The organism is Pseudoclavibacter sp. CFCC 13796 (genome assembly GCF_008831185.1).
In the GTDB taxonomy this organism is placed as follows: domain Bacteria; phylum Actinomycetota; class Actinomycetes; order Actinomycetales; family Microbacteriaceae; genus Pseudoclavibacter_A.
In genome coordinates this window covers 1,757,382-1,776,986 of the sequence record NZ_WBKD01000001.1, presented here as the reverse complement: position 1 = coordinate 1,776,986, position 19,605 = coordinate 1,757,382, and the positions used below count along the sequence as shown (strand labels likewise).

Here is a 19,605-nt window from a genome sequence, read left to right as displayed (position 1 = left end):
ATGAGCCCTGAAGTCGTCTCAATCCTACTGCTCGCCGTCATGTTCGTGCTCGCCACGTGGCGAGGCGTCAACATGGGCGTGCTCGGATTCGTCGCCGCGTTCGCCCTCGGATCGACCATGCTCGGCATGGACGTCAAAGAGATCTGGGCGGGGTTCCCCGTCGATCTGTTCGTGTCGCTGTTGGGACTGACGTTCCTGTTCGGCTTCGCGCAGAACAACGGAGCGATCGAAGTGCTCGTCGGCGGCTGTATGAAGCTGATCGGCAGACGTCACCACCTGGCCCCGTGGATCTTCTTCGCACTCACGGCCGTGCTGATCGCATGCGGCGCGCTGTTCGCCGTCGCGATCATCACTCCGCTGGCGCTGAGCTTGGCCCGGCGAAACCGCATGAATCAGCTGATGATGGGCCTGCTGGTCGTTCACGGCGCCTTGGCCGGAGCCTTCTCTCCGATCAGCGTCTACGGGGTGTTCATCAACGGCTACCTTGAGAAGCAGGGTCTGCCGACCGCTCCGCTCTCGCTCTTCGCCATTCCGTTCGTGCTCAACGTGCTCTTCGCGCTGGTCACCTGGTTCGTGCTGCGCGGGAGAGACGACCCCGAGATGACAGAGCATGCGACTCGCGCATCCGCTGTGGGCAGCACTGCTGCCGCAGCCGGGGCAGTCACCCGCTCCGGGCGCCTCAACCGGTCTCAGCTGCTCACTCTGACAGGTCTGGCGATCATGGTCGTCCTGGTTCTGATCTTCAACCTCAACATCGGCGTGGTCTGCCTCGGAGTCGGGATCGTGCTGGCCTGCATCAGCCCGTCCGAGGGCACGCAGGCGCTGAAACGCGTCTCATGGTCGGTGCTCGTGCTGATCACCGGGGTGCTGACCTACATCGCCGTGCTCGAGTCGGCCGGCACCGTGGAGTGGGTGTCTGGAGGGATCCAGGCGATCGCGATACCGCTGATCGCGGCGCTGCTGCTCTTCTACCTCGCAGGGTTCGTCTCGGCACTGGCCTCGTCGCTCGGCATCATCGGCGTCGTGATCGCGCTGGCCGTTCCGTTCCTGAAGCAGAGCGAGGTGAGCATCGCCGGGTTCGTCGCGGCGCTGGCCTTCTCGGCCACCATCGTCGACATCAGTCCGTTCTCCACCAACGGGGCGATGCTGCTGGCCAACGTGGATGAGAGAATCCGTGACTGGTACTACCGACGCATGCTGATCTACGCAGGCCTGATGTGTCTCATCGGGCCGGCGGTCGGGTGGCTCGTCGCCGCGGTGCCGACGTGGGCGGGCATGCGCTGAGACCCGGACGACTCACCTGATGGTTTCCATGAGTCGGTCGGTGCGCGCGTCGTCCCACTGCACCCCGGAGAGACGCTGCCAGGCCGGAACGGCGCTCGATCCGTAGTTGTGGCCGTAGAGCGCCGGCGCCCAACCCGAGATGAGCATGTCGAGCGTCATCTGCAGATAGGTGACCCCGGGCATCCACGTGAAATACGGGGTGAGCTGCCCCTTCGCCTTCTCGGCGGCCACCCAGTCGGGCTCACGCCAGATCAGACTGCTCTGCCATTTCACCACCGGGTCTGAGACGTTCTGCATGTACATCAGGCGCGGCCGCCCCGCACAGCTCGCGTCGATGTCTTCGCGACGCTCGACGAACAGCACCGACTGGCCCTCGGTCTCGACGCAGGGCGATCCGTTGCGCATGGCGGTCATACGCTGGTGCGTCTCGCTGATGCCGGGCGTGCCGGCGAAGACGATGCCGTCAGTGCCCGCCACGAGATCGCTCAGGTCGGGAAAGGCGTTCTGCGTACCGTACGCACCGAGGCTCTGCGCGTAGACGAAGAGCTTGGGGCGATGACCGGTCTGCGCCTCGTGCCGGTCGACCGCCTCTCGAACGCCGGTGATCAGCGAGCGTGCGGTCTGCTCCACGCGGTCGCGGTCGAAGACGAATGACAGCGCGCTGGGCAGAAAGGAGTACTGCATCGACACGGTCGCCACGTCGCCGTTGTAGAGATATTCGAGCGGTCTGGTCGACTGAGTGTCGACCCAGCCGGTGCCGGTGGTGACCACGATCTGCAGGGCCTGACGGTCGAAAGCGTCGGTGCGTTCGAGCTCTTTGACCGCGATGCGAGCCTGTTCCGAGATGTTGTTCGAGAACTCTTTGCCGACGTAGACGCGAATGGGGTCGACCGTCGGCTGTCCCGGGTTGAACGACTGGATCTCGTCGGTGCTCGGGCCGCTCTGCACGAAGGTCTTGCCCGGCCAGCCCAGAGAGTTCCACGAGACGAGGGATGCGTCGCTGCCGGATCGCAGCGGATCGGTCGGCTGTTCGAGCCCGGCGTCACGGTCGTTCTTCGTGGTGTAGAAGCTGTCCATGACGCCGAGGAGTGTGGGGCGCACGCTGGTGTCGAACACCACGGCCAGCGCCACGACGACCACGACGAAGGCCACCGTGCGGCCGAAGAACGGAGGCATGCGACGTATGCCGCTGCGGTGCATCAGGACGCGCCAGAACGTGCCGATCGCACGCCGTCCGATTCGGACGATCAGCAGGATGCCCCAGGCGACGGCGATGGTCATGAGCACGATCAGCACGGTTTGACCGATGATCTGCACGAGGCTGAGCTGGGGGCGCGTGAAGCCGCTGAGCGGATACACGCTGTCCTGCCACCAGACATAGATCGACAGCCAGTAGACGTTCACGACCATCACGATCGTGAGGCATGCCAGCGAGACGCGCTGCCCGAGGGTCTTGGACGGGCGCCAGCTGATCAGTGCGCGCACGATATGGCCCAGGAGCGCGCCGAGACCGTAGCCGATCACGACGAGGATGCCGCTGATCAGCCCCTGCCAGTACCAGCTGCGAGGCATGAGCGATGGCGTGAGCGACGCCCAGAAGAGGTTCAGCCCGATGACCAGACCGACGAGGTCGAAGTTGCTGCTGAGCACTCGAAAGATCCGCTGCGCGACTCGAGTGAGCGTCTGGCGCGGGGTGGTGGTCACCTCACGAGTGTAGACGTGGCGCGTCATCGCCGAAAACCGGTGGCAGATAGAGAAAACAGTGCCCAAGGTGGGAGTCGAACCCACACGCCCTCTCGGGCAGAGCATTTTGAGTGCCCCGCGTCTGCCATTCCGCCACTTGGGCCAGCATCATCGAAGACCGACCGGTGGTCGGCCAACGACACACGGCCGACGTCATCATACCGTAAGCTAGGCGTGTGAGTGATGAAACCGCAGCCCCCAAACCGATGCGACGCGTGGTCGTCGCCGAAGACGAGTCGCTCATCCGCATGGATATCGTCGACACCCTGCAAGACGCCGGGTTCGACGTCGTCGGCGAGGCCGGCGACGGCGCGAAGGGCCTTGAGCTCGCTCGTGAGCTGAAGCCCGATCTCGTCGTCTTCGACGTCAAGATGCCCGAGATGGACGGCATCACCGCCGCTCAGCACATCACCGACGAGGGCATCGCCCCTGTCGTGCTGCTGACCGCGTTCAGCCAGAAAGAACTCGTCGAGCGGGCCTCCGAGGCGGGCGCGATGGCCTATGTGGTCAAGCCCTTCACCCCGGCAGAGCTGATTCCGGCGATCGAGATCGCCCTCTCGCGCCACGCGCAGTTCAAGGCCCTCGAAGACGAAGTCGCCGACATCGTCGAGCGTTTTGAGACCCGCAAACTGCTCGACCGTGCAAAGGGCCTGCTCAACCAGCGCATGGGTATGACCGAACCCGAGGCCTTTCGCTGGATTCAGAAGGCCAGCATGGATCGTCGCGCCACGATGCGCGAGGTCGCCCAGGCCGTCATCCAGCAGCTCGATCCAGACCATGGCAAAGAGCACGGCAAAGGCGACCACCATGGCAAGGGCGATCACCACGCTTCGAAAAGCGAGCATCCCAAGCCGAACCATGACGACGCCGAATAGCCGCTGACGGTCGCAGAGACACGCAGACGCCGTCTCAGACAGAGATCAGACAGAGAGATCAGACAGAGACCCGTTCAGACGCCACACCGACATACACCGGTGTGGCGTCTGTCATCTGCGCTGGGCAGCCGCACCGTCCGCGTCCCCGGTCACGCGTTGCGCAGAAAGTTCGTGATGCGCACCGTCGAGATCAGACGATCCTGCTCATCGGTGATCGTGATCTCGTGTGTGGTCAGCGTTCCGCCGAGGTGCAGCGCCCGGCAGGTGCCGGTCACCGTGCCGGTGCGCACCGAGCGGGTGTGCGTCGCGTTGATCTCGATGCCCACCGCCACCTTGTCGCGATCGATCGCGTGCACGTTCGCCGCGAACGACCCCAGGGTCTCGCCGAGGGTCACGTAGGCTCCGCCGTTGACGACGCCATAGGGCTGGCGGTTGCCCTCGGCGGGCATCGTGGCCACCGCCTCGTCGGCTGAGAGGGTCACCAACGCGATGCCCAGTTTCTCGGCGAGCTCGCCCAGCGTGCCCCGCTGCTCCAGCAGGCGCCGGGCCGCATCCGTTCGGGCCGCATCGATGATCGACATGTGCACTCCTTCGAGTCTGTGACGTGTGGAATCGCTCGTGCAGCAGACGATACCCGACGCGGTAGCCCGCATGAGACGAGCACGGCCGCTCCGTGATTCGCCGGGTAAGGTGGTGGGCGTGACTGACACCTCCCGAGACACCCTGATGGTCATCGACGGGCACTCGCTCGCCTTCCGCGCCTTCTACGCTCTGCCGCCCGAGAGCTTCCAGCTTGAGTCGGGCCTGCACACCAACGCCATCCACGGCTTTCTTGGGATGCTGCTGAACCTCCTTGACAAAGAACGTCCGACTCGCATCGCGGTCGCCTTCGACCTCTCGCGTCACTCGTTCCGCACCGAGGAGTACCCCGAGTACAAGGGCACGCGCGGCGAGACGCCAGAGGAGTTCAAAGGTCAGGTCGAGCACCTGCAGCAGGTGCTCGAAGCGATGAACATCACGGTCATCACCAAAGAGAACTTCGAGGCCGATGACATCCTCGCCACACTGAGCCTCGTCGCCGAGCAGGCCGGCGAGCGCGTGCTGGTCGTCAGCGGCGACCGCGACACCTTTCAGCTCGTCGACGAGAACGTGACGCTGCTCTACCCGGTCAAAGGCGTCAGTCAGCTGTCCCGCTTCACTCCTGACGCCGTGCATGAGAAGTACGGCGTGCCGCCCGAGCACTACCCAGACATCGCCGCCCTGGTCGGCGAGACCAGCGACAACCTGCCGGGAGTGCCCGGCGTGGGGCCCAAGACCGCGGCCAAATGGATCAACAAGTACGGCGACGTCTACGACATCATCGCCAGCGCAGACGCCATCAAGGGCAAGGTGGGCGAGAGCCTGCGGGCACACATCGACGACGTCGAGCGCAACCGTCGGCTGAACCGGCTGCGCCGCGATCTCGAGCTGCCCGTCACCCTCGATGACCTCAGAGTGCGTGGCGTCGATCACGAGCGCGTCGAACAGGTCTTCACCGAACTCGAGCTGCGCACCATGAAGGCGCGTGTGCAGGGGCTCGACGGGCAGCTGCACAAGGTCAAGCAGCGTGCGGTGCCGGTCAGCGGCATCGACGCCGGACCGAACGGAGCCGGTGCGAACGCGAGTGCGCCAGCTCAGGCGACCACGGCATCCTCGTTCGGGCAGACGCACAACGGCGGTCTGCCGGTGCCGGTCATCACGGCCGAACCCCCAGTAGCGACCAAGGCCGCCTCGGTGACGGCGCTGCTCGCCTGGGCTGCGTCACTCGGGGCGGATGCCACGGTCGGCCTGGCATTCGAGATCGCAGACGGCGGCCCCATCGCCATGGCGCTCGCCACGGCAGACGAGTCGCGCGTCGCCGCGCTGCCCGACGGCTCTGACACGACGACCCGCGAATCTCTGCATCAGTGGCTGGCAGGCGAGCACCCCAAAGCGGTGCACGGCCTCAAGCAGATGCTGCACGAGCTCGACCGTGCAGGCATCACCGCGCCGCGTGATGCGGCGGAGCGCAGTGTGGGGGAGGCCGTCGGTGGGATCGTGCTCGACTCCGAGCTGGCCTGGTATCTCTTCGACTCGACGCGCAGCGACTACTCGCTGCGCGCGAGCGAAGACCTCTTCTTCACCTCGCAGTTCGAGCACGAGGTCGCCGATGACGCGCTCTTCGACGTTGCGGGCGAGGCAGACGAGGAGGCTTCGTCGAACGCGGACGGCTCAGCGGGGCCGTCGGGGGCAGACCGCGACACCGCGCTCGCCGCATGGCAGACCCTCGTACTCGGGCGCGAGCTCGTGCGCTCGCTCGACACCACCCGCGGCGGTCAGGTGCTGCGCGACATCGAACTGCCGCTCTCGCCCGTGTTGGCGAAGATGGAGGCGACCGGCATCGCAGTCGACGTCGACGGGCTCGAACAGCTCGGCGACAGCTTCGCCGACAAAGCCCGCGACATCGCCTCAGAGGCCTACAAAGTCATCGGGCACGAGACGAACCTGGCCAGCCCGAAGCAGCTGCAGCAGGTGCTCTTCGACGAGCTGGGCATGCCCAAGACCCGAAAGACGAAGACCGGCTACTCGACCAACCAGGCGGCGCTCACCGCGCTCTACGAGCAGACGCAGCACCCGTTCCTCGAGCTGCTCGCCGCACACCGTGACGCGACCAAGCTCGCCCAGATGGTGGTCAGTCTGCGTCGCACCGTCGCAGACGACGGCCGCATCCACACGACGTATCAGCAGACCGGCACCGCGACCGGCCGCCTGAGCTCGACCGACCCCAATCTGCAGAACATTCCGGTGCGCACCGAAGAGGGGCGGCGCATTCGCGATCAGTTCGTCTCGGCTCCCGAGTACGAGACGCTGATCAGTGCCGACTACTCGCAGATCGAGATGCGCATCATGGCGCACGTCTCGCGCGACGAAGGCCTGATCGAGGCGTTCAACTCCGGTGAGGATCTGCACCGCTACGTGGGGTCGAAGGTGTTCGGCGTGACTCCCGACGAAGTGACTCCCGAGATGCGTTCGAAGGTCAAGGCGATGAGCTATGGGCTCGTCTACGGGCTCAGCGCCTTCGGGCTGGCCAACCAGCTGCGCATCACGCGCGATGAGGCCAAAGATCTGATGTCAGGCTACTTCCGGCGGTTCGGCGGCGTGCGCGACTATCTGCGCAACGTGGTCGAGCAGGCTCGCGTCGATGGCTACACCGAGACGATCTATGGGCGACGTCGCCCCTTCGGCGACCTGCACTCGCGTGACCGTCGGGTGCGCGACAACGCCGAGCGCGCCGCTCTCAACGCGCCCATTCAGGGCAGCGCCGCCGACATCATCAAGCTCGCCATGCTGGCCGTCGACCGGCGTCTCGCGACGCAGGGGCTGCGCTCGCGGCTGCTGCTGCAGGTGCATGACGAGCTCATCCTCGAAGTGGCCGACGGCGAGCTGGAGGCCGTCCGCGATCTCGTCACCGACGCGATGGGGAACGCGGCCAGTCTCGATGTTCCACTCGACGTGCACATCGGCACCGGCACCAGCTGGAACAAGGCCGCGCACTGATGAAGGTCTCACTCGCCACTCGTGTCGGCGATCTCGCCGAAGAGCAGATCGTCGCGATTCTGCGTCAGGCGTATCCGGCGGGGGAGCACCCGACCGAGGTCGAGAACGACGACGCCGCGGTCATCACGGTGACCCCCGGACTGCGCCTGGTCACTTCGAGCGACATGCTGATCGAGCACGAAGACTTCGTCTTCCCTGAGTTCAGCGCGTACGACGTCGGCTGGAAGACCGCAGCGGTCAATCTCTCGGACATCGGGGCGATGGGCGCACAGCCGACCGGGCTGGTGATGGCTCTGGGGCTCGGACACGATGCGACCGTTGCCGACCTCATCGGGTATGCGCGAGGTGTGCGCGACGCTGTGGAGGAACTCGCTCCACAGGTGTCGATCTGGGGCGGCGACCTCTCACACGCCCGCCTGTTCACCTCGCAGGCGACGAGCTACGGCGAGGTGGCTGAGCCCGTGACCCGCGGCGGCGCGCTGCTCGGCGACGTCGTCGCCTATGCCGGTCGGCTCGGGTTCGCGGCCGCCGGTCTGCGCATTCTGATGGGCGAGCGCACAGACGATCCTGACCTGCGCGGCCTCGAGCGCACCGGCGCGATTCAGCATGCGGTGGATGCCCAGCTGCGTCCGCACCCTCCGGTCTCGCTGGGTGCGCGTGCGGCTGCGTACGGCGCGCACTCTCTCATCGACGTGTCAGACGGGCTCGCGCGCGACGCCGCCAGAATCGCCGCTGCGTCCGACGTCACCCTCGACTTCGTCTCGGGCGCGCTGGCCGGGCGCTGCGCCGATCTCGGCTGGACGCGGCACACTCTCGGGGTCGACCCGTGGGAGCTCGTCATGGCAGGAGGGGAGGACTTCGGCCTGCTCGGCACGTTCGCGGCAGACGCCGCGCTGCCCGAAGGCTTCGAGGCGGTGGGCACCGTGATCGAACGCGGCGAACACGGCGTGCTGCTCAGCGGTCGACCCACGGAGTACTTGGGCTTCGACCACTTTCGGCACAGCTGAGGTCAGCCTGGAGAACTGCGGCGTGTCGCGAGTGATGTGTTTGCCAGGTGCTTATCAGACCCGGTAGTGTTGCACAATGGATCATGCTCAAGCCGAGTGCGGTCCACACCAACATCCATCGTCGGGAGCAGTAGAGTGCGGCCAATGCCGAGCTCGCCCGACCTGAGCAGCACACGCACTGGAGTACCCACTCAATGTCAACTGAAATCGACCAGAAGGCCCCCGAGCAGATCGCCGTCAACGACATCGGCTCATCAGAGGACTTCCTGGCAGCGGTCGAAAAGACGCTGAAATTCTTCAATGACGGCGACCTCATCACAGGCACCGTCGTCAAGATCGACCGCGACGAGGTACTCCTCGATGTCGGCTACAAGACCGAGGGTGTCATTCCCTCACGCGAGCTCTCGATCAAGCATGACGTCGATCCCGACGAGGTCGTCAAGGTCGGCGACGAGGTCGAGGCGCTGGTTCTTCAGAAAGAAGACAAAGAAGGCCGCCTCATCCTGTCGAAGAAGCGTGCGCAGTACGAGCGCGCCTGGGGCGACGTCGAGAAGATCAAGGAAGCCGACGGTGTCGTCAAGGGCACGGTCATCGAGGTCGTCAAGGGCGGCCTGATCGTCGACATCGGCCTGCGTGGCTTCCTGCCCGCATCGCTGATCGAGCTGCGCCGAGTGCGCGACCTGACGCCGTACCTGGGCCAGGAGCTCGAGGCCAAGATCCTTGAGCTCGACAAGAACCGCAACAACGTGGTGCTGTCGCGTCGTGCCCTGCTCGAAGAGACCCAGTCGGCCACCCGCACCTCGTTCCTCAACGAGCTGCGCCCGGGCCAGATTCGCAAGGGCGTCGTCTCGTCGATCGTCAACTTCGGCGCATTCGTCGACCTCGGCGGCGTCGACGGCCTCGTGCACGTCTCGGAGCTCAGCTGGAAGCACATCGAGCACGCGTCAGACGTGGTCAAGGTCGGCCAGGAGGTCACCGTCGAGGTGCTCTCCGTCGAGCGCGACCGCGAGCGCGTCTCGCTGTCTCTCAAGGCGACGCAGGAAGATCCGTGGCAGGTCTTCGCCCGCACCCACGCCATCGGTCAGCTGGCCCCCGGCAAGGTCACCAAGCTCGTTCCGTTCGGCGCGTTTGTGCGTGTCGCCGACGGCATCGAGGGCCTGGTGCACATCTCGGAGCTCTCGAACCGCCACATCGACCTCGCCGAGCAGGTCGTGCAGGTCGGCCAGGAGGTCTTCGTGCGCATCATCGACATCGACCTCGACCGTCGTCGCATCTCGCTGTCGCTCAAGCAGGCCAACGAGGGCATCGATCCCGAGTCGACCGACTTCGATCCCGCGCTGTACGGCATGGTGACCGAGTACGACGAGCAGGGCAACTACAAGTACCCCGAAGGCTTCGACCCCGAGACCAACGAGTGGAAGCCCGGCTTCGAAGAGGCCCGCGAGAAGTGGGAGCAGGAGTACGCCAAGGCTCAGGCTCTGTGGGAGGCCCACAAGAAGCAGGTCGCCGAGCAGAACGCCAAGGAGTCCGAGGCCGGCTTCGGCGCAAGCGAGTCGACTTCGGCGACTTCGTACAGCTCGAACGAGCACGAGGGCACGCTGGCTGACGACGCGTCGCTCGCCGCGCTCAAGGAGCAGCTCGAGCAGCACTGAGTTCGTCGGAGCGTCTGAGACGCAGCGGCCTGTGCCGTTGCACTGAGATGTTCCGAGAGTTCTGACAGACCGCCCCGCATACCGTTCTTCGGTGTGCGGGGCGGTCTTCTGCGCGCTGGCGTCACTCTGCGGTGACCGTCGCTCCGGTGTGCGAGTGCGGGCGCGTGAACTGTGACGAGGGGCGTCCTGCGACGGTGCGCATGCGGCGGCAGGGATGGGATGCGCCCCTGGTCGAGCCCGTGTTCGAGCCCGTGGCTGGGGTCGCGGGCGATACAGTGGACACATGCCAACTGTCATCGCACTCACTGGTGGAATCGCTGCAGGCAAGTCGACTGTGGCCGGCATCTTCGCCCGACAAGGCGCCCGTGTGATCGACGCCGACAAGGTGTCGCGCGAGGTCGTCGAACCCGGACAGCCCGCTCTGCACGAGATTCACGAGACGTTCGGCGACGAGGTGATGAACCCCGACGGCACCCTGAACCGCAAGGCATTGGCCGAACAGGTCTTCAACGACCCCGCGAAGCTCGCGCAGCTGAACGCCATCGTGCACCCACGGGTGCGCGACCGCGTGGCCGAGCGAATCGCCGGGGCTCCGGACGAGTCGATCGTGATCTACGACGTGCCTCTGCTCGTCGAAGCCGACCTGCCCCAGCCATTCGACGCCGTGGTGACCGTCAGCGCTCCGGAGCAGACTCGGATCGATCGTCTGATCGCCGAACGTGCGTACACCGTCGTCGAGGCGTCTCAGCGGGTCGCCGCACAGGTCAGCGACGAAGAGCGTGAGGCGATCGCCGACTTCGTGGTCGACGCCTCCGGAACGATCGCCGACACCGAGCGCAACGCTCTGCAGATCTGGCACCAGATGGCAGCGGCATACCTCTGATCGGTCGGCGGCATCGTCGCTGACAAAGCAGAAGGGCTCCGCTACCATTGAGGCCATGAGCACCACATTCACACAAGACATCGAGGCCGAGCGTTTCGTTCTGCGCGATGAAGACGGTGCACTGCTCAGCGCAGTCGACTATTCCATCAACCGACAGTCCGTCATCGCGCTGACCCATGTCTTCACGCCGCCGGCGCTGCGCGGTCATGGCTATGCGGGCCAGGCAGTCGAACAGGCCGTCACCCTGATCAGCCAGCAGGGCGGGCTGCGCATCCGACCCACCTGCTGGTATGCGGCGCGGTGGTTCGAGCGACATCCCGAGTGGAATTCGATTCTCGCCGACTGAGGACGTCCATTCGAACATAGGTTCGATATCAGGCGACTCTGCGACTAGACTGTAACCGTGCAGCCGACCCGTGAAGTACGACCGTTCGAGGTCGTCAGCCCCTATCAGCCCTCCGGCGATCAGCCTCAGGCGATCGATCAGCTCGAGCATCGTCTTCGCGATGGCGAGCGCGATGTCGTGCTGCTCGGCGCGACCGGTACGGGCAAGTCGGCGACGACTGCATGGCTCATCGAACGAGTGCAGCGTCCCACACTCGTGCTTGCGCACAATAAGACGCTGGCCGCTCAACTCGCCAACGAGTTTCGCGAGTTGCTGCCGCACAACGCCGTCGAGTACTTCGTGTCGTATTACGACTACTACCAGCCTGAGGCCTACGTTCCCCAGACCGATACCTTCATCGAGAAAGACTCATCGGTCAACGCCGAGGTCGAACGTCTGCGTCACTCGGCCACGCGCTCACTGCTGAGCAGGCGTGACGTGATCGTGGTCTCGACGGTGTCGTGCATCTACGGTCTGGCCACCCCTGACGAATACCTGCAGGCGATGCTGTCGCTGCACGTGGGCGACCGCATCGACCGCGACGAGCTGATTCATCGATTTCTCGATATGCAGTACAAGCGCAATGACGTCGAGTTCGTGCGCGGCAACTTCCGCGTGCGCGGTGACACCATCGAGATCATCCCGGTCTATGACGAGCAGGCGATGCGCATCGAGCTCTTCGGCGACGAGATCGAGTCGCTCTCGTCGCTGCATCCGCTGACCGGTGAGATATTGAAGAGCGAAGACGCAGTCGCGATCTTCCCCGCATCGCACTACGTCGCCAGCGACCAGACGATGCGTCGCGCCATCGGCGAGATCCAAGACGATCTCGACGTGCGACTGCACGAATTCGAGAGGCAGAACAAGCTGCTCGAGGCCCAGCGTCTGAAGATGCGCACCAGCTACGACCTCGAGATGCTCGAGCAGATCGGGTTCTGCAGCGGCATCGAGAACTACTCCCGCTATATCGACGGTCGTGCCCCTGGAGAGCCTCCGCACTGCCTGCTCGATTACTTTCCCGACGACTTTCTGACCGTCATCGACGAGTCTCACGTCACCGTGCCGCAGATCGGGGGCATGTACGAAGGCGACGCCTCACGCAAGCGCACGCTCGTCGAGCACGGCTTCCGCCTGCCCAGCGCCATGGACAACCGACCGCTGCGGTGGAGCGAGTTCGAAGACCGCGTCGGGCAGACCGTCTACCTCTCGGCCACCCCAGGGCAGTACGAGCTGTCGCACGCCGACGGCGTCGTCGAGCAGATCATCCGCCCCACCGGCCTGCTCGATCCGCTCGTCGTGGTCAAACCCTCCAAGGGACAGATCGACGACTTGCTCGAACAGATCAGGCAGCGCGTCGACCGCAGCGAACGCGTGCTCGTCACCACGCTGACCAAGAAGATGGCCGAAGACCTCACCGAGTTCCTCGCCGACAACGGCGTGCGCGTCGAGTACCTGCACTCCGACGTCGACACGCTGCGCCGCGTCGAGCTGCTCACCGAACTGCGCCGAGGCACCTTCGACGTGCTCGTCGGCATCAACCTGCTGCGCGAGGGGCTCGACCTTCCCGAGGTCAGCCTCGTAGCGATCCTCGATGCCGACAAAGAGGGGTTCCTGCGTTCGACCACCTCACTGGTGCAGACGATCGGTCGAGCCGCACGAAACGTCAGCGGCGAGGTGCACATGTATGCCGACACCGTCACCGACTCGATGCGTCGAGCCATCGATGAGACGAATCGGCGGCGCGAGATCCAGAAGCAGTACAACGACGACCACGGCATCGACCCGCAGCCGCTGCGAAAGAAGATCGCCGACATCACCGACCAGATCATCCGCGAAGACCAAGACACCCAAGAGCTCATGTCGGGTCACGGTCGCAAAGGCCGAGGCGCGGCGGCAAAACACGGCCGCGGCCATCAGAAGACCGCCGACGCCGTCGGGGTCGAGACCACGATCGGCTCCACCGGAGACGCAGGCCCGGCCCCCCGATTCGAAGACGCCCACGGCGTCGAAGAGCTCTCGAAGCTGGCGGCCGAGCTCAACGAGCAGATGCTTCAGGCAGCCAAAGAGCTGCAGTTCGAACTGGCGGCACGCCTGCGCGATGAGCTCAAAGACGTGAAGAGCGAACTGCGCAGTGTGCAGAAAGCCGATCTCCGATGAGTGCGACCCGCTCCGGCATCCGCACTCAGCGCAACACGGCATGAGTGCGCGTACGACGCCAGAACCATACGACTCCGACATCCCCCAGCACCGACGACCTCACGAAGAAGATCATCATGACGCACCAGGCCAGCAGCACCGCGCAGAACGGCGCAGCACCCACAGCGAGCGAGACGACGGCGCAGGCTCGCCTCTCGAAGCAGGCAGAGGCAGACCAGTCGGAATCCGCTGAGACTCGCAGCGCACATCCCGCTCGCATGCAGAAACGAGCCAACGACCGTATCGAGGTGCGCGGCGCGCGGGTGCACAACCTGCGCAACATCGATGTGAGCTTTCCCCGCGACTCACTGGTGCTCTTCACCGGGCTCAGCGGCTCGGGCAAGTCGTCACTCGCCTTCGACACCATCTTCGCCGAGGGGCAGCGTCGCTACGTCGAGAGCCTCTCTGCCTATGCGCGGCAGTTTCTCGGGCAGGTCGACCGCCCCGACGTCGACTTCATCGAGGGCCTGAGCCCTGCGGTCTCGATCGATCAGAAGTCGACGAACCGCAACCCGCGGTCGACCGTCGGCACCATCACCGAGATCTACGACTATCTGAGACTGCTGTTCAGCCGTGCGGGCACTCCGCATTGCCCGGTGTGCGACGCGGTGATTCAGCGTCAGACGGTGCAGCAGATCGTCGACGAACTGCTCAAACTGCCAGAGGGCACGCGCTTCCAAGTGCTCGCCCCGGTGGTGCGTCAGCGCAAGGGCGAGTTCGTCGACCTGCTGGCCAACCTGCAGGCCCAGGGCTTCGCACGTGCCGTCGTCGACGGAGACACTGTGCAGCTCTCAGAGGCGCCCAAGCTGAAGAAGACCTTCAAACACGACATCTCGGTGGTCGTCGACCGTCTGGTGGCGCGGCCGGGAATCGACACGCGGCTCACCGATTCGGTCGAGACGGCCCTGAAAGCGGCGGACGGACTGGTGATCGCCGACTTCGTCGATCGCTCCGATGACGACGAGACAGGGGAGCGTCAGCGGGTCTTCAGCGAAGACCTCTCGTGCCCCAACGGCCACACCATCACGGTCACCGACTTCGAACCGCGGACCTTCTCGTTCAACGCACCCTTCGGCGCCTGCCCCGAGTGCTCCGGCCTCGGCACGGCGATGAGCGTCGACGAAGAACTGGTCATCGGCGACCCCGAGGCGTCGATTCATGATGGAGCCATTCTGCCGTGGAGCACGCAGAGCAAAGGGCTCTCGCACTTCTTCGAGCACGTGCTCGAAGGCCTGGCCGATGAGAACGGCTTCTCGCTCGACACGCCATGGCACAAGCTCAGCGCGAAGGCCCGGGCGCTGGTGCTCAACGGCAAAGACTTCAACGTGAAGGTGCGCTACCGCAACCGCTTCGGACGCGAGATCAAGTACACCAGCGGGTTCGAAGGAGTGCTGCCCTACGTGCACCGTCACTGGCTCGAAGCCGAGAGCGACGCGCAGCGTGATCGCTACGAGCCGTACCTGCGCGAGGTGCCCTGCTCAGTGTGCCACGGAGCCCGACTGAAGCCAGAGGTGCTCTCGGTCAAAGTCGACGGCCTCAGCATTTGGGACGTCGTCAAGATGCCGCTCGACCAGACCGCCGAGTTCTTCAGTCACCTGCGTCTCGGCCAGCGTGAGACGGCAATCGCCGAGCCGGTGCTGCGCGAGGTGCGCGCCCGACTCGACTTTCTGCTCGAAGTCGGCCTCGACTACCTCTCGCTCTCGCGCACTGCTGGAACGCTCTCCGGCGGTGAGGCCCAGCGCATCCGCCTGGCGACGCAGATCGGATCGGGTCTGACCGGAGTGCTGTACGTGCTCGACGAGCCCTCGATCGGTCTGCACCAGCGTGACAACCGCCGTCTGATCGCGACGCTGCGCAAGCTTCGAGATCTCGGCAACACGCTGCTCGTGGTCGAGCACGACGAAGAGACCATTCAGGCAGCCGACTGGATCGTCGACATCGGCCCGGGTGCGGGCGTCAACGGCGGCCGAGTGATTCACTCAGGCAGTTACGAGGCCCTGCTGCAGAATCGTGACTCGATCACTGGCGACTATCTGGCGGGGCGGCGCAGCATCCCGCTGCCCGAGAAGCGACACCGCACCTCGAAGCAGCGACAGATCTCGGTGGTGGGCGCTCGTGAGAACAATCTGCGCGACGTCGACGTGAGCTTCCCGATCGGTGTGATGACCGTGGTGACCGGGGTCAGCGGTTCGGGCAAGTCCACGCTGGTCAATGACATCCTCTATCGCGTGCTCGCTCAGAAGCTCAACCATGCGCGCAACGTGGCCGGCAAACACACCCGCATCACCGGCATCTCACAGCTCGACAAAGTGGTGCACGTCGATCAGAGCCCGATCGGCCGCACTCCGAGGTCGAACCCGGCGACCTACACGGGAGTGTTCGATCAGATTCGCAAGCTCTTCGCGCAGACTCCCGAGGCTCAGGCGCGCGGGTACCTACCAGGTCGCTTCTCGTTCAACGTCAAGGGAGGCCGCTGCGAGGCCTGCAACGGCGACGGCACGCTCAAGATCGAGATGAACTTTCTGCCAGACGTCTATGTCGACTGCGAGGTCTGCCACGGCGCTCGGTACAACCGCGACACGCTCGCCGTGCGCTACAAGGGCAAGAACATCGCCGAGGTGCTCGACATGTCCATCGCTCAGGCCGCCGAGTTCTTCGAGCCGATCAACAGTATCCACCGTTACATGAAGACGCTGGTCGACGTCGGGCTCGGCTACGTGACCTTGGGGCAGAGCGCCACGACGCTCTCGGGCGGAGAGGCGCAGCGTGTGAAGCTCGCCACCGAACTGCAGCGTCGTTCGAACGGGCGAAGCGTCTATGTGCTCGACGAGCCCACGACGGGTCTGCACTTCGAAGATGTGCGCAAACTGCTCATCGTGCTGCGCGAACTCGTCGACAAGGGCAATACGGTGATCGTCATCGAGCACAACCTCGACGTGATCAAGAGCGCCGACTGGATTATCGACATGGGGCCTGAGGGCGGCTCCGGCGGTGGCACGGTCGTCGCTGAGGGCACCCCGGAAGAGGTCGCCCGGGTGCCTGAGAGCCACACTGGAGCATTCCTGGCCGAGATCTTCGACCGAAGTGCCTCGAAGTCGCAGGCTGAGGGTGCAGCGACGCGCTCGGCGGGGAAGGCCCGCTGACTGTGGCCGAAGATCTCTCGTGGCGACCGCGCACGGGTGACATCCCGTCGAAGCCGGGAGTGTACCGGTGGCTCGACGCCAACGGCCGCGTGATCTACGTCGGCAAGGCAAAGAACCTGCGTGCACGGCTCAGCAGCTACTTCGCTCCGCTGCACACGCTGCACGAGCGCACTCGACGCATGGTCACGACCGCCCGTGAGCTGCGGTGGACGATCGTGGGCAGCGAGTTCGAGGCGCTGCAGCTCGAGTACACCTGGATCAAAGAGTTCGATCCGCCGTTCAACGTGCAGTTCAAAGACGACAAGTCGTACCCGTACCTCGCGCTCACGATGTCCGAAGAGATCCCTCGCGTCACGATCACACGGGGCCGGCACAAAAAGGGCGATCGATACTTCGGCCCGTATGTCAAGGTCTACGACCTGCGCTCGACCATCGACTCGCTGCTCAAAGTGTTCCCGATGCGCAGCTGCAAGGCCTCCACGCTGAAGCGCGCACAGCGCACCGGCAAGCCCTGTCTGCTCGGCGACATCGGCAAATGCTCGGCCCCCTGCGTCGGTCGGGTCTCGATCGACGAGCACAGAGAGACCGCTCGGCACGTGATCCGCTTCATGGCAGGTCAGGATCAGGCCTATATTCGTGACCTGCGGCAGCGCATGCAGCGCGCCAGCGACGACCTCGAGTTCGAGCAGGCGGCGCGGCTGCGTGATCAGCTGCAGGCTCTGGACTCCGTGCTCGCCTCGACGGCGGTCGTGCTCTCCGACCACGAGAACGCCGACGTGCTCGGCATCAGCGACGACGATCTGCACGCAGCCGTGCACGTGTTCATGGTTCGCGGCGGACGCATTCGCGGCGTGCGCACCTGGCTCATCGACAAAGAGCTCGAGATGCCTGACTCCGAGTTCCTGGCTCAGGCGCTGCAGCACGTCTATCTCGATGATGCGGATCGTCCCCTGACCGTGCCGGTGCAGATTCTGCTGCCTGCGATGCCGGCGGATGCCGAGGCCGTCACCGAGCTGCTCGAACGTCGTCGGGGCGGTCCGGTCCATCTTCGCGTGCCGCAGCGCGGTGAGAAGCTCTCGCTGCAGCAGACGGTCACCACGAACGCCGCTGAGGCGCTGAGGCAGTACAAGATGAAGCGTGCCAGCGACTATGTGGCGCGCAGCAGCGCTCTGACCGAGATCGCGCGGGCGCTGGGCATGAGCGAAGCGCCGCTGCGCATGGAGTGCTACGACATCTCACATCTCGGCGGCACCGATGTCGTGGCCTCGATGGTGGTCTTCGAGGACGGCCTGCCGAAGAAGCGGGACTACCGCAAGTTCTCGATCGTGGGCACCAACGACGACACCGCCTCGATCCACCAGGTCATCTCACGTCGTCTCGCACATCTGCGGGAGCAGCAGAGTCCGGCGGGATCGCCCTCGGATGCTCCCCGAGATCCTCGGCAGAACTCGTTCCAGTACTTTCCGAGCCTCATCATCGTCGACGGCGGTGCACCTCAGGTGGCGGCCGCGAAGCGTGCGCTCGAAGAGCACGGGTTCGCCGACCGCATCGCGTTGGCCGGCATCGCCAAACGCCTCGAGGAGCTCTGGGTGCCGGACGACGACTACCCGGTGATCCTCCCGCGCAACAGCGAGGCGATGTTCATGGTGCAGCGCATCCGTGACGAGGCCCATCGATTCGCGATCACCTATCAGCGCAACTCCCGCACGAAAGCCTATGAGACCGACCTCGCCGCAGTGCCGGGCATCGGCGACCGTCGCGCACGCGATCTGCTGCGTCACTTCGGCTCTCCGGCCCGTGTCGCCGAGGCCGGCGTCGAAGAGCTCTGCGCCGTGCCCGGCATCGGCGCGACGACTGCCCAGAGACTCGCTGAATGGCAGCACCGCAATCGGGCTAAGGTTGATGATCATGAAGGCGAGCGTGAGCGAGACAGTGCAGAGTGACCCCGTGCAGACGGACTCTGCGACGTCCGCAGGCGCGCAGCCGAACGCAGAGCGCAGCGAGTTTCTGATCCTGACCGGGCTCTCAGGTGCCGGACGCTCGACCGTTGCGAACGCGCTCGAAGACATGGGCTGGTACGTGATCGACAACCTGCCGCCCAAGATGCTGGTTCCGCTGGCGCACTTCGTCGAAGACGGCGAGCACGACATCCGTCGCCTGGCTGTCGTCATCGACGTGCGCGGGGGCACGGTGTTCAGCGATCTCGACGCGCAGCTCGATGCGCTCAACGGCCTCGCCGTGCCGATGCGGGTGGTCTATCTCGAGGCGAGCGACGCCGAACTCGTTCGACGGTTCGAGAAGGTGCGGCGTCCGCACCCGCTGCAGAGCGGTGGCACGCTGGTCGAGCGCATCCGGGCTGAGCGTCAGCTGCTTGCGGGACTGCGCGGTCGTGCCGACACCATCATCGACACCACCGGTCTCAACGTGCATCAGCTGACCAACCGTGCCTTTGACCTCTTCGGCGGCGACCAGGCCGACACCGTCACCGTGACGATCACCAGTTTCGGCTTCAAGTACGGCATTCCGCTCGACGCCGACATGGTGGCAGACATGCGCTTTCTGCCGAATCCGTTCTGGGTCGAAGAGCTTCGAGCGCACACCGGTGCTGACGACGATGTGAGAGAATATGTGCTCGGCCAGCCAGGAGCACAGGAGTTCCTGAGTGACTACGAGCGTGTGCTGGGCACAGTGATAGACGGATACCTGCGTGAGAACAAGCGTCACGCGATGTTCGCCTTCGGGTGCACGGGGGGCAAACATCGCTCGGTGGCCACGGCGAACGAGATGGCGCGCAGACTGCGCAAACATCCAGATCTCATCGTCGAAGTCACACACAGAGACCTTGGAAAGGAATGACCTGC

13 protein-coding genes and 1 tRNA gene are annotated in these 19,605 nt (G+C 64.9%); 11 read left to right on the top strand and 3 right to left on the bottom strand.

Translation table 11 applies throughout. The annotated features are described in order from the left end of the window. On the top strand, positions 1-1,284 hold the full coding sequence (locus tag F8O07_RS08000; RefSeq protein WP_158031539.1) for an SLC13 family permease: 1,284 nt from the start codon (positions 1-3) through the stop codon (positions 1,282-1,284). Positions 1,285-1,296: 12 nt separating this feature from the next. Here the strand turns inward: F8O07_RS08000 and F8O07_RS10595 are convergent, their stop codons facing one another. Continuing rightward, positions 1,297-2,988 (bottom strand): alpha/beta-hydrolase family protein, encoded by a 1,692-nt coding sequence (locus F8O07_RS10595; RefSeq protein WP_192496708.1) that lies wholly within the window; start codon positions 2,986-2,988, stop codon positions 1,297-1,299. Positions 2,989-3,047: 59 nt separating this feature from the next. Next, positions 3,048-3,130: transfer RNA gene (locus tag F8O07_RS07985), tRNA-Leu, on the bottom strand. A gap of 103 nt (positions 3,131-3,233) precedes the next feature. Here F8O07_RS07985 and F8O07_RS07980 point away from each other — a divergent pair. After that, positions 3,234-3,902, top strand: a complete 669-nt coding sequence (locus tag F8O07_RS07980; RefSeq protein WP_158031852.1) for an ANTAR domain-containing response regulator — start codon at positions 3,234-3,236, stop codon at positions 3,900-3,902. Positions 3,903-4,051: 149 nt separating this feature from the next. Here the strand turns inward: F8O07_RS07980 and F8O07_RS07975 are convergent, their stop codons facing one another. Continuing rightward, on the bottom strand, positions 4,052-4,483 hold the full coding sequence (locus F8O07_RS07975) for a PaaI family thioesterase (RefSeq protein WP_158031537.1): 432 nt from the start codon (positions 4,481-4,483) through the stop codon (positions 4,052-4,054). 118 nt (positions 4,484-4,601) lie between these two features. Between F8O07_RS07975 and polA the strand changes: the two genes are divergently transcribed. From polA to rapZ, 9 genes are all read left to right on the top strand, one after another. Further along, positions 4,602-7,478: a DNA polymerase I gene (polA, locus tag F8O07_RS07970; protein ID WP_158031536.1), complete on the top strand. Its 2,877-nt coding sequence runs from the start codon at positions 4,602-4,604 to the stop codon at positions 7,476-7,478. Next, positions 7,478-8,485 (top strand): thiamine-phosphate kinase, encoded by a 1,008-nt coding sequence (locus tag F8O07_RS07965; RefSeq protein WP_158031535.1) that lies wholly within the window; start codon positions 7,478-7,480, stop codon positions 8,483-8,485. The genes polA and F8O07_RS07965 overlap by 1 nt, the downstream gene beginning before the upstream one ends. A 194-nt stretch (positions 8,486-8,679) precedes the next feature. Continuing rightward, entirely contained in the window at positions 8,680-10,137 is a 1,458-nt protein-coding gene (gene rpsA, locus F8O07_RS07960; RefSeq protein ID WP_158031534.1) for a 30S ribosomal protein S1, read from the top strand. A 283-nt stretch (positions 10,138-10,420) separates the two neighbouring features. Continuing rightward, positions 10,421-11,020, top strand: coding sequence for a dephospho-CoA kinase (gene coaE, locus F8O07_RS07955; protein ID WP_158031533.1), 600 nt, complete (start codon positions 10,421-10,423; stop codon positions 11,018-11,020). 55 nt (positions 11,021-11,075) lie between these two features. Next, a complete protein-coding gene (locus F8O07_RS07950; protein WP_158031532.1) occupies positions 11,076-11,366 on the top strand; it encodes a GNAT family N-acetyltransferase in 291 nt (96 codons plus the stop codon). Positions 11,367-11,423: 57 nt separating this feature from the next. Continuing rightward, the gene (gene uvrB / locus F8O07_RS07945; protein WP_158031531.1) at positions 11,424-13,562 is read left to right on the top strand and encodes an excinuclease ABC subunit UvrB; all 2,139 of its coding nucleotides are present in this window, start codon (positions 11,424-11,426) and stop codon (positions 13,560-13,562) included. A 257-nt stretch (positions 13,563-13,819) separates the two neighbouring features. Then, positions 13,820-16,744, top strand: coding sequence for an excinuclease ABC subunit UvrA (gene uvrA / locus F8O07_RS07940; protein ID WP_158031851.1), 2,925 nt, complete (start codon positions 13,820-13,822; stop codon positions 16,742-16,744). Positions 16,745-16,746: 2 nt separating this feature from the next. After that, on the top strand, positions 16,747-18,687 hold the full coding sequence (gene uvrC, locus F8O07_RS07935) for an excinuclease ABC subunit UvrC (RefSeq protein WP_158031530.1): 1,941 nt from the start codon (positions 16,747-16,749) through the stop codon (positions 18,685-18,687). Beyond that, positions 18,653-19,600 (top strand): RNase adapter RapZ, encoded by a 948-nt coding sequence (gene rapZ, locus F8O07_RS07930; RefSeq protein WP_158031529.1) that lies wholly within the window; start codon positions 18,653-18,655, stop codon positions 19,598-19,600. Before uvrC ends, rapZ begins: the two co-directional genes overlap by 35 nt. Positions 19,601-19,605 lie beyond the last annotated feature (5 nt).